Source organism: Bradyrhizobium centrolobii (assembly GCF_001641635.1).
In the GTDB taxonomy this organism is placed as follows: Bacteria; Pseudomonadota; Alphaproteobacteria; order Rhizobiales; family Xanthobacteraceae; genus Bradyrhizobium; species Bradyrhizobium centrolobii.
In genome coordinates this window covers 12806-27319 of sequence record NZ_LUUB01000031.1, presented here as the reverse complement: position 1 = coordinate 27319, position 14514 = coordinate 12806, and the positions used below count along the sequence as shown (strand labels likewise).

Genomic DNA, 14514 nt, shown 5'->3' with positions numbered 1-14514 from the left:
GGCGTCGGCGCTCTTGCCGGCCACAAAGCGTCCGACGGGCATTCCCTCTGCCGTGGTCCCGCCTCCGCCCATGCACGATGATGAGAAGGGCGCCTGATCAGGCTGCCTGCACTTGCCTTGCGATCGCCCACATGAACCCGACCAGTTCACGGGCGATAGCAGTGCAGACCACCGTCGTTCGCTTGCCGCGTGTAGCCAGCTTCCGGTGAGCGAGCGTACTTAGAGAGGCAAGTCCGTCGTCACCGCGTTGCGCGCTCGCTGTCTGAGTGATGCCGCGCGATCCTGCGATGTGCGGATGGCTTGCCAAGCAAGTTCGTGGCTATCGAACTCGGCCTCCATGAACACACCGTTGGCAAATGGCGCCGCCGATTTTTGAAAGATCGCTGCGATGGTCTGCTTGACGAGGCTCGCCCTGGCCGCCCTAGCACCATCAACGACGATCAGGTTGCCGCAGTGATCGAACGAACGTTGCAGACGACGCCAGCCGACGCGACGCACTGGTCGATCCGCTCGATGGCTGCGGAAACCGCCTTTTCCCACACCACGATCCGCCGAATGTGGGCGGCGTTCGGCTTGCAGCCGCACCGTAGCCAGACATTCAAGCTGTCGAGCGATCCGCTGTTCGTCGACAAGGTGCGCGATATCGTCGGCCTTTACCTGTCCCCGCCGAACCGAGCCCTCGTCCACAGCATCGATGAGAAAAGCCAGATTCAGGCGCTTGATCGCGAGCAGCCGGTCTTGCCGATGATGCCTGGCGTGCCGGAGCGCCGTACGCATAGCTATGTGCGGCATGGTACTACCTCGCTGTTTGCTGCGCTCGATGTCGCCTCAGGGTTCGTCATCGGCAAATGCTATAAGCGCCACCGGGCGGTTCTTGAAGTTTCTAAAAGAGATCGATGCTCAAGTTCCTGAAGGGCTCGATGTCCATATCGTCATGGACAACTACGCCACCCACAAGACACCCAAGATCAAGGCGTGGCTCGGCCGCCGGCCGCATTATCATGTCCACTTCACGCCGACTTCCGCGTCATGGATCAATCAGGTCGAGCGTTGGTTCGCTGAGCTCACCCGAAAGCAGATCCGCGAGGTGTTCACACCTCCGTCAGGCAGCTCGAGCCCGACATCCGCACCTTCATCGAGCTGCACAACAAAAACCCGAAGCCCTTCAAATGGACCAAGTCCGCAGACCAGATTCTGGCTTCGGTCAAACGCTTCTGCCACAAAGCCCAGCAGACTTTATGCGATGAACTTTAGATTCACGTGACTAGCCTATACCACTATCTACCTTTCCAAACCGGATCTCGCTTTTCGGCAAAGGCCCGGCGGCCTTCTACGCTATCCTCAGAATTGGCGAGCGTGTCTACGAGCTGCCGACGTGAGACTCTGTTCATAACATCCTGGAAGTTAGCGCCTCGGCTGAGCGCACCGTCTCCTTGATGGCGGCAAATACCAGCGGTGGGCCACCGGCGAGCCACTTTGCCATCTCCCAGACGCGCTGCTCCAGCTTTTCCTTGGGCAGCACCTCGTTGACCAGCCTCCACCGATGCGCCTCGGCGGCATCCATCCAGCGCCCGGTAAGCAAGAGCTCCATCGCGATATGATAAGGAATACGTTTCGGCAGCTTGATCGATGCCGCGTCGGCCAAGGCGCCGGCGCGGATCTCCGGCAGCGCGAAGGAGGAAGGATCAGACGCGTAGATCAGGTCGCAGGAGAGCGCAAGCTCCGCCGACCGCCATGCCATTGACGCAAGCAATCACCGGCTTGTTGAGATCGCGCAGTTCCTGCAGGCCGCCGAAGCCGCCGACGCCGTAATCGTTGCTGGTTGCATTGCCGGCGGCGGCCACGGGCTTCAGGTCCCAGCCTGCGCAAAAGAACTTGTCACCAGCGGTCTTGACGATGGCGACGCGCAGGTTCGGATCGTCTCGAAACGCCTTGAATGTGTCGCCCATCGGCCGCGAGGTCGTCCAGGCAATGGCGTTGACCTTCGGCCGGTCGAGTGTGACCTTGAGAATCGCGCCTTCATAGCGGGTAGTAATGACGTCAGCCATTCCTGTTTGCCCCTTTCTTTCCTCACAACACCAGCAGCGCGTCGGCGTTCCAGGCGCCCTCGCCTTCTGTACAGACGATCAGCGGATTGATGTCGAGCTCCTCGATCTCGCCGGCATGCTTCCGAACGAACTCGGCAATGCCCGCGATGACATCAATCGCCGCCTTGACATCAGCCTTGGGCCGACCGCGATAGCCTTCGAGCAGCGGGTAGAGCCTCAGGCTGCGCAGTGCCGTTTCAATGTCGTCGCGCGTCGCCGGCAGCAGAAGGGTGACACTGTCGCTTAAGAGCTCGACCATTACACTGCCGGTACCTAGGATTATCACCGCGCCGAACTTCGGGTCGTGGGTAACGCCGACGATCAATTCGGCGACGCCATTGCTTATCATGCGTGCGACATAGAGCCCGCTGCCAAGAGGCGATAGATCCTGAGCGGCGCTGCCGACGGTTTCGGCCTCCTTTAGATTCAGCCGCACCGCCCCGACTTCCGATTTGTGAGCGACACCAAGTTCCTTCAGCGCTACTGGGAAGCCGAGCCGCCTGGAAGACGCCACTGCGTCCAAGCCATTACCGGCGCGTTCGCCTTTCGGGACTGGAAGGCCGGCTCTGATCAGCATCGCTTTGGCTTGGGCTTCGTCGAGCGTCACACATTTGCCAGTCGATGCGTCGGCAGCCGTGGCGTCGACCGGCTGCGCCTGCGGCTCGAGCCAGAACCTGCCGATGGAGCCCGCCGCCTGAGCCGCATCCAAAGCTTCCGAAACGCCGAGGAGCGGCACAACGCCGCGCGCGATCAACTGTCCTGCATGTAATGATGGCGACCGCACCGCGACGTGCGAATTTCACCGGTTCACTTATGCCAGAGGTTCGAGCGCTTGCTCGCCGTCCATCCCTTCGAGCGCGGCAAGCCGTGCCAGGTGATGGTTGGTGTCGCCGAACAGCGTGTTGATCATGGTTACACGCTTGAAAAAATGACCAATACTGTACTCCATGGTCATTCCGATGCCGCCGTGGAGCTGAATCGACTCGTGGCCGATCGACTTCGCTGACCTACCGATCTGGACCTTTGCGGCCGAAATCGCGCGCTCGCATTCGGTCGAGTCGCTTTCTCCCACCATCATCGCGGCGTACATGGCCATCGAGCGCGACTGCTCCAATTCGACAAACATGTCGACAGCTCGATGCTGCAGCGCTTAGAAAGTGCCAATCTTCTTGCCGAACTGTTCGAGCGTTTTTAGATATTCGAGGGTGATAGCCTGCATCTTGTCAAAGCAGCCGACGGCCTCCGCACATAGCGCGGCGCCCCTCGTCGGCTACCCGCGAGATGAATGGGAAGGCCCCAGCCGGATCGCCAATGAGATTGACTGCGTCAATGCGTACATTCTCGAGCGTGATCTCAGCCGCGCGCAGACCATCCTGTGTCGGATAGCCGCGGCGCGTAACACCCGGCGCACCGGAATCCACCACGAAGAGGCCGATTCCAGCCTTCTCCCGGGTCTCTCCGGCCGTTCGAACTGAGACGACAATCTTGTCAGTTGTATCACCGTGAGGACGAGGCCTTTCGCGCCGTTCAGAATCCATCCGTCGCCGTCTTTCTTCGCCCGCGTTTTGAAGCGCTTTTGCGCGCGTAGCGTCGTCTCGTATTCGAGAAGCAGGCCGGCAGGCAGCAGGAATGCCGCTGGGCCGGGCCGACCAGTGCAGGCGGCAACGAACGCCATATCGATGTAGTCTTCGATACGCGACGCTGTTACGAACGTCGAACGAACTTTGCACAGGAAGAGAAGGGTCCGACGTGGTCGAACTCTTGGACGCGTTTCGGTCTGCCTGATCCCGGCTGACCTCTTGTACCAACGCAATCACGGGAATCGAGGCCTTGAGAGCCTCAGCCAGCGGCGGGACTAACAGAGTCTCTGCGGGCCCGTTTTGCGCCGTGACGATGGCGGGCTTTCCCGAAACGCGAGCAAAGGCGTCGGCCATGCATCCGCCCGCGTTCTCAGTCCGGTACGCGATCTGCCGAATCCCAGCCTCCTCACAGGCAAGTTGGAGCATGCTTGGAAGGCTCTGCCCGAAGGTGACCTCAATTCCGTGCCGCTTTAGTGCGTATTCCTAAACCAGCAGCGATTTCAAGTTGATGGTCGGGTCCGCGAGCGCGTCCGCGTTGGGAGCAAGCCGCCTGCCGATCATCATCTCGGCGAAACGTATTTGTTTCGCGATCGCGTCCAGGCTCCCGAAGCCACATGCGGCGACAAGGCGTCCATCGGCGGCTAGATAAAAGAAGATCTGGCCTTTCGCACCGAGGTTTCTTGCAACCGGGACGTCTTCTTCGCGACGGAGACCGGCGATTTGGAGGGTCTCGTCGTATTGATCCGACCAGAACCAGGGCACATCTTCGTAGGGACGTCTCATGCCCAGCATGTTGGTTGCGGCCACTGTACCTTGCCTACGCGCGTTGCGCCATGCCTCCAGCCTGATCCGCTCGCCATACAAGCTATGTGGGAACGAACAGCAGTCGCCAGCCGCGAAGATGTGCGGATCCGAGCTCGCCAGCGTCTCGTCCAACGCGATCCCGTTGTCGATAACCAATCCGGCCGTTTCCGCGAGCTCAACGTTTGGCACGACGCCGACTCCAACGAGCACTAGATCGGCAAGATGCGTACGGCCATCTGCGAGCACGACCTTAGAACGTCGTTCCTTGGCATCAATACGCTCCACCACGGCGCCAGTCTCGATGCGCACGCCCAAACGCTCGTGCTTGGTCCGTATGAGTTCGGCCATGGGCGGCGGGACTGCCCGCGTCAGCAGCCGATGGCCGGCCTCGACCACAGTTACTGAAGCGCCTCTCGACACCGCGCTCGCGGCAACCTCAAGCCCGATGAAGCCGCCGCCTACCACGACCACCTCACCCCCTCTGCGAATCATCTGGCGGATAGCCAATGCATCCGCATACGTGCGCAGCGTCGCCACTCTACTTCCGGCGTCGAACGGAATGCTCAGATTTCGGGGACGGGCGCCGGTAGCCAACAGCAGTCGTTCGTAGGCTAGTAACGACCCATCCGACAGTTTGAGCGTGTGTGTCGCGCGATCTATCCACTCGACGCTCCTCCCTTGGAGATAATGAATTCCCAATTCCGCCAAGCGCTCGGGCGTGACGAGCAGCTTGGGCCCAGGCTCTCTCTCCTCAACCAGGATCGCCTTGGATAGCGGCGGCCGCTCATATGGCAGCATAGTTTCGTTGCCGATCAGGACGAGGCGGCCACGCCAGCCGCGCTCGCGCAGGACAATCGCGGCGGCTGTGCCGGCTTCGCCCGCTCCGACGATGACCATTGTCGGTTCGTCGTTCAATCAACCGAACCGCGTGCGATAGAAAGTTGTTCGTCGACTGCGGTCCGCTCGAATAGGTCGCGCACGACTGACTTGATCAACAGAGCTTCCTCCCAGCGGTCGGTGGTATCGTTGCCCTCGCGATCAGTGATTGCATAGGGCCGCGGCCCGAGCTCGCACGCGAAAGAGAGAATCGCGTCCGCACAGGCGCGCCTTCGCCAGCTTCTGAAGCCGTATTCCCACCAACGTACGAACAGATCAAGCCAAATCTTGTGCTGCGGAAACGTTATCTCTACTTGTATCTGCTCGCGGGATGCGACGCGGCCGTGAAATGCCCACGTTCGGTCAAGCACCTGCCGCACCAACGCTTCGTCTTCGTCAGAGATCGGATACCAGAACTCCCGGCCAAGCAAGACGTGCGAGAGGTCCGCCAGGATACGCATCGCAGGAACTTGATCGATGAGATCGAGTGTGAACAGGAGGTCGGTCGTCATCCTGTTACGATGCGTCTCGAAGTAGATGGGCATGCCGACGTTCTGTGCTACTCTAATCCAGCCTTCCAGCAGCGGGATGCAGTCCGCAACGCGGCGCGGGCGGACGTCGGGCTGCACGTTGAGGTGCAGGGCGCCCAGTTGACCGCCGAGATCAATCGCGGCCTTCAAGTCGTCGACCGTCCGCGGATAGCAGTTGCCCTCGACCGCCAGTCCGGTGCCTGTCAGGGCACGTGCCATCACAGCGACACGTTCGAGATTCGTGCACGAGGCGCTGATACCGTCGAACCCAGCTTCCTTAATCATCGCCAGGTTATGCTCGATGGAGCGCTCGATTGCGTCCGGATGACGCCGCTCCATCGCCCAGAGCGACTGCAGTACAATTAACTTCTGCTTCGACACTGTGCTGTCTCTCGGTGATAGCCCGCTCAAATTTTGATAAAGAGGGTGCCGTCGTTTACCCTGGCCTCGTAGCTTTGCAGGTCAATGCAGGCGGGCAGCGTACGCGCCTCGCCGGTTCGATAATCGAAGCTTCCGAAGTGCTTCGGGCATTCGATGATATGACCATCTACAATGCCGCCCACGAGATGGACCTTCTCGTGAGAGCAGTGGCCGTCAATCGCGAAGTACTCGCCTTCCGGCGAACGAATAATCACAAACGTGCGCTCTCCATGATCGAAGCGGAGCACCCCTTCGGGCGCTAATGCATCAGCAGCACAGACCGCGACCCAATCTCTTGTGGTCGTTAACATGGCTTTCTCTGATCCTTCTTGTTGCATAACGGTCGAGACAGCAGGGCGAACTGCGGTCTTAATTTGTTCTGCCCATCGTCGCAAACCAGCGACCGACATGTGCACCGCGCAGAAGTGTCGGCCGAAGATGACGCGCCGCTGTAATATCAACGCGCGTACTTCTTTGCCTTCACTCGCTTGTACATCGTCTCGTCGGCTTCCGAGGAGCCGTCATGCAACGTGCCGAACCACGCATCGAGCGGAACGAGCTCAGTGCCGTAGTTCACCTCGAAATACTTGTGATGCAGGTAATGAAAGTAGTGGTCCGATTCGAAGTACTTCCCGTCGACCGTCTCGATCCGATGAAATCCGTAATGTCCCTGCACCGCCCCCAGCGCCTGACGAATCAAGTAAAATACTACATGCAGCGGGTGCGAGGGCACTACAAGGTAAATCAACACACCGGAGAAGTAGAGGAGGTGTTCAACCGGGTGCATCGACAGCCCCGACCAGGGCGCCGGGTTAACGTTCTTGTGATGCAGTTTATGGACAAGGTGGTAGAGCGGCCCCATATGGATCAGGCGATGGATTAAATAGAAGTGCAACGAAGTCCACAGCGGCACCAAGAGCATCAGTCCGATGAAATAGATCGGGTGTTGTCGGAAATCGACATACGGGATGTAACCATTGGCGAACGCCCACCAGGTGAACACCTCGTACGCTGTCCACACCGGCACACCGCTGCACATCGACCAAAAAACATTCTCGGCGGTCTGACTTCCAAACAGGAATGTCGAATTGTTAGTATCAGGCCACCTTACATTGTATTTGAAGTCAGTCTGCTGACGCCGCTGAATGTAAAGGAGAGTATGCAGGCCGCCATAGACTAGCAGCGTCAGCACCGCATTGCGCAGGAGAATCAGCGAAACCCAGCCGACTTCGAAATCGCGCATCGCTTCTAGCGAGGGCGTCAGCCCCCAAGCAACGAGCGTGATTACAAAGTAGATCGTGTTATATGGCCAAATATATCCTGGCAGCCAAACCAAGACCTTTTTCACTCGTATCGGCCAGACGAAGATCGGAGGAGTGCGCATCGACCGATTGTTGGGCTCCCAGTTGCCCCGTTTGTCACGCCTGCCATACATGGTGTCGTCCACGACTGTCTCCATTGTGTTGCAGCACCGCTGACACGCGCAATTGAATGCGCAACCTCCGCGACGCTCGTCAGATGCGTCAGACTTTTTCCGTAGGGTGCGCCAGGGCGGTACAGCAAGGGCGCCAACGTATCCACGCTTTATCGGCAAGCTCGCACAATTCGAAAGCAGAAATCACCTAAAGGCGGACGTCATGCAGCCGAAATTCTGCGTCTGTTTGGCCTGCCACTGAGTATTTCCTCCAGAAGGAGTTAGAGTCCGGGCCCGAAGAAGGACGGACAGATGAAGCGAGTAAGGTTCACGGAAGAGCAGATTATCGCGATATTGAAGGAGCATGAGGCTGGGGGGAAGACGGCTGACCTGGCTCGCAAGCATGGGATCTCCGAAGCGACGATCTACAATTGGAAGGCCAAATTCGGCGGCATGGACGTTTCCGAGGCGAAGCGGCTGAGGGCCTTGGAAGAGGAGAACGCGAAGCTGAAGAAACTTCTGGCCGAGCAGATGCTCGATACGGCCGCCCTTCGCGAGCTGTTTTCAAAAAAATGGTAGGGCCCGCCGCCAAGCGCGCTGCGGTCGCGCACCTGCAGGCCGTCATGAGCCTGTCGGAACGGCGGGCCTGCTCGATCGTGGGCGCGGATCGGAAGATGATCCGCTATCGCTCTGGCCGCCCTGCGGATGCGGCTCTGCGCGGCCGGTTGCGCGATCTCGCCAACGAGCGGCGGCGTTTCGGCTACCGCCGCCTGTTCGTCCTGCTGCGACGGGAGGGCGAGCCCTCGGGGATCAACCGGATCTACCGGCTTTATCGCGAGGAAGGGCTCACCGTCCGCAAGCGGCGGGCTCGCCGCAAAGCTATGGGGACCCGTGCCCCGATCCTGATCGAGGCGAGGCGCAACGCGCGCTGGTCGCTGGACTTCGTCCACGACCAGTTCGCCAACGGCCGGCGCTTCCGCATTCTCAAAATCGACGACGACGTCACTAAGGAATGCCTGGGCGCCATTCCGGAGACGTCGATCTCAGGACGGCGCGTCGCCCGCGAACTGACGGCAATCGTCGAGCGACGCGGCAAGCCAGGAATGATCGTGTCCGACCATGGCACCGAGTTCACCTGCAACGCTATGCTCGCCTGGAGCAAGGACACGGTCATCGATTGGCACTTTATCGCGCCGGGAAAGCCGATGCAGAACGGCTTCATCGAGAGTTTTAATGGCCGGATGCGCGATGAACTGCTCAACGAGACCCTGTTCTTCGATCTCGATGACGCCCGCGCCAAGATCGCCAACTGGGTCGCCGACTACAATATCCGGCGGCCTCACTCGTCGCTGAAATACCTGACCCGCGGCCTATGCCGCCCAGCTCACCGCAACGGACGATCGGCTGCGCAACCCCGACCAGCTCCGCCGATCGTCCGTTGCTCCACCCGCGCCACTTGGCGTACAAAACCCTGAGACTCTAACCGCTGCTGGATGAAAGTTCAGTGGCAGGTCACCCTGGGGACGCTTGGTAAGTCCCCAGGGAACGATGCATAGGCAGAAGAGAGCCTAGCTGCCGGGCGCGCCGACAGATCGGGCGCTATTAGAACCTCAAGATTACGCCCGTCAGGAAGGTAGTGGTCTCTGGGTCATCGTAACCAGCGGAAAAGCCGCCGTTGAGCTTCGACCAAACAACGCCACCATAAACGTCCCAGTGCTTGTCAAAACTGTAAACAGCAGAGAGGGACGCGGTCTCCCAGGAACCTGAGCAGTACGAGTGGGCGTTGGTCGAGCACGGCGTGGCAGTGGCGTTCCCCTGATAGTAGCCTTGCATTGCGCGGTAGTATGCAGCCGAGACCGCCCAGCCGCCAAGTTCATACTTCGCGCCAATCCATGCAAATCCAACACGCTTGTGGTCAAAGGAATAGGCGGTGTTGTTGACCGCACCGAACATATAGCCGCCGACTGTCGTATCTCCAATGGAGAGCGGATCAGACGGATTCGAATATGTGATGTTCTGATAGCCCGCATAAAACGTGAGCCTGTTGAGAGGAGCTCCCTTGGCACCCGCAGTAAAATCATAGGCATATTTGCCCATGAGAGCCCACGCGTCCGTGTTCTGTCCGGTAACACTAAGAGTACCGCAGCTCGGGGTGCCTGCCACGCCGCATCCACCAACCCCAAAGAGGCCGGATCTCACAGCGTCTCGCTCCGCGGTATATACCGCGTCGACATAGAGCCCCTGCCAGTTAAAACCGAAGTTCGCTGCATAGGAATCGCCATGGAGGGACGAGCCCTGGTGTTGTCCTTGGGCGAACATAACTCCCGCGTGAAGAAAGTCATTCGTATAAACGTATTTGGCTGAGTTGTTCCACCTGGTCGTCTCAGTAGCTCCCGTGCCGGCGGTAAATCCAAGCCCCCACAAAATCGCCGAGAAGTCGGCGATAACCACCGGGTCGAAACCCCATATGGAATCTGCAGCGAGCGAATTGTTTCTGCCAATCTGCAGTTGCCCGTAAGTTTTGTTGCTTACTCCGACCCAGACTTGGCGAGTGAGCCCGCCACATTGATTCGAGTCGCCGCTTGTCGTTTGCTGGCTGTTCGGCTTTCCATTGTTGTCGACCAGAGTCTTGCAGCCGTCATTAATTTGGCCGGTCAGCGGATCGAAGCCGGTTTCAATCCTGCCGATTGCTTTCCAGTCGTATCCGAGGGGTTCCTCGATTCTGAGACCGACGAACGAATAACCTTGCGTATTAATAGTCGAAATTGGTCCTCGCCCGGGAGGACTTGCGAAGACGTTCGCGTTCACGCCCGCGAAGTAATTGCCGATCGGAGCAGCATTGTTTGAATAGGCGTATCCAACATCAAGCGCGCCGTAGAGCGTGATACCGTTCCAGGTCAGCGTATCAGGGAGTTTTGGAGGAGCTTTCACAACCTCGCTCAAATCCGCCGCCTGTGCAGCGACGGTCAAGCCAGCAATGGCCAGCCCACAAATTACGCCTTTTGCAACCTGTCTCTCAATGGTCATCAATACGTCCCCCTTCATAGCAAGTTAATCAATGCTCGATACATGGTGCTGGATTACGTTCTTTTGTTAGGATCAGGTCATAACAGCACCCATCGTTCTGAGTCTGGACAGCACTGTTGGCCTAGGCCAACCCCATCAGTTCGCGTGCGGTTTCTACGGCGACGGCTACCATTTCAAACCGGCCGTTAGGGTCCGCCACCGACCATCTGTTTGGGGCAGCCGAAATCGCGACCGTTGCTTTCTCAATCTGAAGACACGTCTGGACCATTGACTGGGACTTTCGTGATATCGCAGCAGGCATCGCGCAGCGCCCCATGACACGCGGATTAAGCCTAGCCGACTGCATCCCCTCGGCGGCTGACAAACTCAGTACGTATCGGACCGCGGAAACTAGTCTGCGCCTGCGGCGTGATATTTTTGCATCACGAGCGTCCGTATCGCGCACTAGAACTGGCGACTAGAAGGAACATTCATTGACGCCATCTACCAGTGGTCGACAAAAAAATCGTTTTCGTTCACGTGTTAAGGGACGTCCGGTTCGCTTTTCAGCTTTAGGCTCTACAACGCTGCGGAAGCATCGGAGGCAATGTAAATCCGGTTGAGCAGGTGGAATCGACTTGTGTCGTGGGACATCGATAGAAACGGACAAGGCCTGTAAGGACTGCAATTGCCGAGCAGCAGGTACCGCATGCCAAAGTGAGTCCGTTGAGTTCGCGAGAAGTGCAGCTCGATCGACCATCTAACAAGGCACGGGTCCTGCGACGGCGATCCGTTGCTGCCACCGCCGTGCGCCTTTGCGTTCAGTGTGGCCGCGATTGATTCGGATACCTTAGCTGCTGCCGCCTAAAGTGCGGTGCGGCGTCCGAAGTCGATAGCGGAGGCCTGTGGATAGCCAAGCGCCGCAATTTCGTGAAGACCGCGAGCCATTGCAAGGCGCATCTAGTCTTAAGTTCGACGGCGAAATCGCCTTGAGTGCGCTGAAGGTCCTGCGAGGTCAGCCACGGAGCACGAGAGAGCTCGCTCCGCGTTGAGTGCCCTGAGAAGGGCTCGACGAGAGCATGCGGTGGGGGATCGGCCTCGCGAACAGGCTCGTCGGCCACTCGTACTTAGAAGGGTGGCGATGAGTCACCTTGGTTGCCGCCACTGATCTGCTATTGACGCTGCATTGCGTACCAATCGTCCCAGAAGTCGATCTCCTGCTTCTGCGGTGTCGGTATCGCGGCGATCGTCTCAGCAAAACCCATGGACTGCTCACTACCCGCGGTGAAATTCGGCCACCGTGGAAGTCCTGGGCCGTTGGGATCGCCTGTCTTTGCGAAGTTGACGCAGTACGACGACATTACGTCGGCCAGTTTCCGATCTGCCGGCCTCCAGGGCGGATTCGACGTATCCAGGGTATTCAGCTCGTAAACGATATCTGACCCGTGAAATGCGCCGAAGCGTTTTGAGGCTTCAATTACCGGCGGCATGTGGTCCCAATAGTAGAGATAGATGTTGCTCTTTCCGGTCTTCGCCTGCAGTCGTCCCCAGGCGCGCGAGACCCACCCCATCCAGTCGGTGGACACGATGGCAGCCTGGGCGTTTGGTACATCAGCGTCTGACGTCACCGGAAAGACTTTGAGGAATTCGTCTGCCATTGGCCCAAATCGTTTGCGTGCCGCATCCGGGAATTCGGCCGCTTTGGTGGGCATTCCGGAGTCGTCTCGGAACATCGTTCCGTCTCCGGAGGTCCAGCCGACGATCGTCGGTACATCTTGCTGCGTACCTCTTTCGAAAGTTGTATAAACATCGACGGGCAAGACATAGCCATCAACAACCGGACGAAAGCTGAATTTCGCTTGCACTAGATCCGCGGCCGATGTCGCGCGCAGTTCGGCAATGCCCTTCGCCCTGTGCTCGGCCGCGAACTTCACACCAACCTCTTCCGCATCTTTTAGCATCAAAATTGAGGACGACTTCTGCCACGTCCAATTCGAGGGCGACCTCTGCCACATGTCTGCGTCGCTCGAAGCGATGGCGCGAGCAATCAGACCGCGCGCGAGTGGCGTCGCGACCAGATAGTTGACGTCCATGCTCCTGATGAGTAGCCATGGACCGTGACATTGGCCGGATCTCCGCCAAAGGCAGAGATACGCGATGCACCCATTCCAACGCAGCGATCTGATCGAGCAGCTGATAATTACCCGACACGTTGTGCTCCGATTCCCTGCTAAGGTCCGGATGGGCAAAGAAGCCGAAGATGCCAAGGCGATAGTTGATGGTGACCACCACCAAGCCCTTGGAAGCCAACCCTTCGCCGGCGTCAAAGGAGCCGGACCCGTACGTGAAGGAGCCGCCGTGCAGTAAACCAGCACGGGACGCTTATCGTTTGTCGCCTTGGCAGGTGTCCATACATTCAAGTAGAGGCAATCTTCGCTCAAAGGCCAGCGCCTTTCGGTGGACTGGGCGTCAATGGCGGCCGCTTGCCCGCCTCCACAGCGGCGATCCTCACTGAAGCGGCGCTGACCGCAGGTTGCATGCAACTGTTGCCAAATTTGCCTCGCGCACACCTTGCCATGGTGGCGCTGGTTGTGGCGCACGCCAGCGCAAATTGCCGACAGGCGGGGTAGCGTACGGAATGCCTTTGTAAACGCGAGTTGTAGATCACTTCTTTGCATCTTCCAGCGGGCACATATTCGTGGTCGGCTCCGAGCGTCGGCCAAGCGCGTCGTCATCTTGTCCTATCTCAGAATTCCAGAGGAGTAGGCGAACAGGAGAGTCTAGCTCAGCACGGAGACAGCTTCGTGGTACATGCAGGCCCCGAGCTTACGTAAGCGTCCGCGCGCCTACTATATCGATCTTGATGTGAGCGGCGGTTGAACGGTGTGTCCTCGCGCGCTGATGACTCTAGGGCGTACATGGACGACGTCTGGATCCTGGCGTCAGGTCAACACCATCCGACACTAGGGCGGCAAGCGTGGAAAATGATCTTCCTGAGGAGTTTAGGCGGCGTTTAGCTCCATGTCGATCGAAGGAATATATCCGATGGCGGAATGGAGCCTGGTTCGATTGTAGAAGTCATCGATGAAGGCGAAGACGTCACGCTAGGCCTCGGTGCGGGTCCGGTACAGACGATGATGAACGAACTCGGTCGCGAGGGTGTGGAAGAAGCTCTCCATCAGGGCATTGTCGAAGCAGTCGGCCGTGGGCTCATCGATGCGGTGATGTTGGCCGCGACAAGGGCTGCGCGATATTCGTGTGAAGCGTACTGCACGCCGTGATCGGAATGATGTATCTCCGGCGCCTGGCCGCTCCTGGCGAAGCGCCATTGTCAGCGCGGACGAGACGAGTGCGACCCGCATGTGATCCCGCATCGCCCAACCGAGGATCTTGCGGCTGAATAGGTCCATGATGGCGGCCAGGTACAGCCAGCCCTCCGCCGTTGGAATGTAGATGATATCGGCAAGCCAGACCCGGTTTGGGGCTGCCGCGAAGAGGTCGCGCGCGATCAGGTTCGGTGCGATCGGCAGACGTGGCGACTGTCGGCGGTGCCGACCCGACTTGACGGCGCCATCATCGCCCGAATGCCATTCCGTCGCATCAGCCGTTCGATCCGGCCACAGCTGGCCACACGTCCCTGCCCGAGGATTGCCATAACGCTGGCGGCTCTCGCGATGGACCTGTCGATTCTCGGCCAGCAGCACAGCATTGGAGGTTGCGCGCACGCTCACCGGGCGCTCGCGCGCGTATAACCGGCCGGCGAGACCTCGAGCACCGCGCACATCGGCCGTACCGGA

The 14514-nt window shown here is 59.0% G+C and carries 10 protein-coding genes and 7 pseudogenes; 3 read left to right on the top strand and 14 right to left on the bottom strand.

Features of this window, described 5'->3' with window-relative positions; genetic code table 11:
- Window positions 1-97: 97 nt before the first annotated feature.
- A pseudogene (locus AYJ54_RS53885) lies at window positions 98-217 on the bottom strand (IS110 family transposase); the annotation flags it as partial.
- Here AYJ54_RS53885 and AYJ54_RS06630 point away from each other — a divergent pair.
- Window positions 199-1254: pseudogene (locus AYJ54_RS06630) on the top strand (IS630 family transposase); the annotation flags it as partial. The pseudogenes AYJ54_RS53885 and AYJ54_RS06630 sit on opposite strands and share 19 nt — an antisense overlap.
- A gap of 23 nt (window positions 1255-1277) precedes the next feature.
- Here AYJ54_RS06630 and AYJ54_RS06625 read toward each other — a convergent pair.
- The 8 genes and pseudogenes from AYJ54_RS06625 to AYJ54_RS06590 form a co-directional block, all read right to left on the bottom strand.
- Window positions 1278-2048, bottom strand: a pseudogene (locus AYJ54_RS06625) (carnitinyl-CoA dehydratase).
- A 22-nt stretch (window positions 2049-2070) separates the two neighbouring features.
- Window positions 2071-2841, bottom strand: a complete 771-nt coding sequence (locus AYJ54_RS06620) for an acetate--CoA ligase family protein (RefSeq protein WP_245328916.1) — start codon at window positions 2839-2841, stop codon at window positions 2071-2073.
- 57 nt (window positions 2842-2898) lie between these two features.
- A complete protein-coding gene (locus AYJ54_RS51180; RefSeq protein WP_283808639.1) occupies window positions 2899-3234 on the bottom strand; it encodes an acyl-CoA dehydrogenase family protein in 336 nt (111 codons plus the stop codon).
- A gap of 453 nt (window positions 3235-3687) precedes the next feature.
- A pseudogene (locus AYJ54_RS51175) lies at window positions 3688-4126 on the bottom strand (thiamine pyrophosphate-binding protein); the annotation flags it as partial.
- A 24-nt stretch (window positions 4127-4150) separates the two neighbouring features.
- Window positions 4151-5368, bottom strand: coding sequence for an NAD(P)/FAD-dependent oxidoreductase (locus tag AYJ54_RS06605; protein ID WP_063697622.1), 1218 nt, complete (start codon window positions 5366-5368; stop codon window positions 4151-4153).
- Window positions 5369-5382: 14 nt separating this feature from the next.
- Entirely contained in the window at window positions 5383-6216 is an 834-nt protein-coding gene (locus AYJ54_RS06600) for a sugar phosphate isomerase/epimerase family protein (protein WP_063697655.1), read from the bottom strand.
- Window positions 6217-6284: 68 nt separating this feature from the next.
- Window positions 6285-6608, bottom strand: coding sequence for a Rieske 2Fe-2S domain-containing protein (locus AYJ54_RS06595; protein WP_063697653.1), 324 nt, complete (start codon window positions 6606-6608; stop codon window positions 6285-6287).
- Window positions 6609-6754: 146 nt separating this feature from the next.
- Window positions 6755-7744, bottom strand: coding sequence for a sterol desaturase family protein (locus AYJ54_RS06590; protein ID WP_063697651.1), 990 nt, complete (start codon window positions 7742-7744; stop codon window positions 6755-6757).
- Between the two features lie 279 nt (window positions 7745-8023).
- On the opposite strand from AYJ54_RS06590, the pseudogene AYJ54_RS52035 reads away from it, so the two are divergent.
- Window positions 8024-8176 (top strand): annotated as a pseudogene (locus AYJ54_RS52035) (transposase); the annotation flags it as partial.
- Window positions 8143-9186, top strand: a complete 1044-nt coding sequence (locus AYJ54_RS06580) for an IS3 family transposase (protein WP_245328915.1) — start codon at window positions 8143-8145, stop codon at window positions 9184-9186. The pseudogene AYJ54_RS52035 and the gene AYJ54_RS06580, both read left to right, overlap by 34 nt.
- Before the next feature lie 127 nt (window positions 9187-9313).
- Here AYJ54_RS06580 and AYJ54_RS06575 read toward each other — a convergent pair whose 3' ends face one another.
- From AYJ54_RS06575 to AYJ54_RS06560, 5 genes and pseudogenes are all read right to left on the bottom strand, one after another.
- Window positions 9314-10738 carry a porin gene (locus tag AYJ54_RS06575; RefSeq protein WP_136623491.1) on the bottom strand — a complete coding sequence of 475 codons (1425 nt, stop codon included), beginning with the start codon at window positions 10736-10738 and terminating at the stop codon, window positions 9314-9316.
- A gap of 1151 nt (window positions 10739-11889) precedes the next feature.
- Window positions 11890-12810: a carboxylesterase family protein gene (locus AYJ54_RS51170; protein WP_063697615.1), complete on the bottom strand. Its 921-nt coding sequence runs from the start codon at window positions 12808-12810 to the stop codon at window positions 11890-11892.
- Window positions 12811-12883: 73 nt separating this feature from the next.
- A pseudogene (locus tag AYJ54_RS53880) lies at window positions 12884-13287 on the bottom strand (carboxylesterase family protein); the annotation flags it as partial.
- Window positions 13226-13363: pseudogene (locus AYJ54_RS53875) on the bottom strand (carboxylesterase family protein); the annotation flags it as partial. The pseudogenes AYJ54_RS53880 and AYJ54_RS53875, both read right to left, overlap by 62 nt.
- 458 nt (window positions 13364-13821) lie before the next feature.
- Window positions 13822-14421 (bottom strand): DDE-type integrase/transposase/recombinase, encoded by a 600-nt coding sequence (locus tag AYJ54_RS06560; RefSeq protein WP_161491810.1) that lies wholly within the window; start codon window positions 14419-14421, stop codon window positions 13822-13824.
- Between the last annotated feature and the right edge of the window lie 93 nt (window positions 14422-14514).

Bases quoted from the DNA above. Each gene is read 5' to 3' on its own strand.
- AYJ54_RS06595 (WP_063697653.1), bottom strand. From the start codon at position 6,608: ATGTTAACGACCACAAGAGATTGGGTCGCGGTCTGTGCTGCTGATGCA.
- AYJ54_RS06600 (WP_063697655.1), bottom strand. From the start codon at position 6,216: ATGGAGCGGCGTCATCCGGACGCAATCGAGCGCTCCATCGAGCATAAC.
- AYJ54_RS06605 (WP_063697622.1), bottom strand. From the start codon at position 5,368: ATGGTCATCGTCGGAGCGGGCGAAGCCGGCACAGCCGCCGCGATTGTC.
- AYJ54_RS06575 (WP_136623491.1), bottom strand. From the start codon at position 10,738: ATGACCATTGAGAGACAGGTTGCAAAAGGCGTAATTTGTGGGCTGGCC.
- AYJ54_RS51170 (WP_063697615.1), bottom strand. From the start codon at position 12,810: ATGGACGTCAACTATCTGGTCGCGACGCCACTCGCGCGCGGTCTGATT.